Raw genomic sequence first — 447 nt, 5'->3', positions numbered from 1 at the left:
ACCGTGCAGAAGCGCACCGCCGCCGGTCAGCATAATACCTCGGTCGGCAATATCGCCGGCCAGTTCGGGCGGAGCTTGTTCCAAAGCCGGACGGACGGCGAGGATGATTTGATTTACCGTTTCACTCAATGCTTAACGGATTTCATTCGACGTAACCGCCAAGGATTTAGGCGTACCTTCGGCCAGGTCGCGGCCTTTAATGCGCATGGCTGTTTCGGTTTCACAGCCCGAGGCTGATCCGATTTGTTTCTTCAATTCTTCTGCCGTCGCCTCGCCGATTAAGCCACCGCGATGACGGCGCAGGTCATGGATGATGCTTTTATCGAATTCGTCACCGGCTGCGCGGACGGAAGCAGAAGAGGCCATACCGCCCCGTGAAAGAATACCGATTTCAGTAGTGCCGCCGCCAATATCGACAATCATCGAACCTGCCGCATCTTCAATCGG

The 447-nt window shown here is 55.7% G+C and carries 1 pseudogene; it reads right to left on the bottom strand.

The features are described 5' to 3' along the window. Positions 1-447 (bottom strand): annotated as a pseudogene (locus ACTHUT_RS22025) (rod shape-determining protein); the annotation flags it as partial.

It is taken from the genome of Neisseria sp. P0022.S010 (assembly GCF_051956635.1).
Note: the sequence above shows the minus strand (reverse complement) of the source record. Positions and strands in the feature narration are given on the sequence as shown.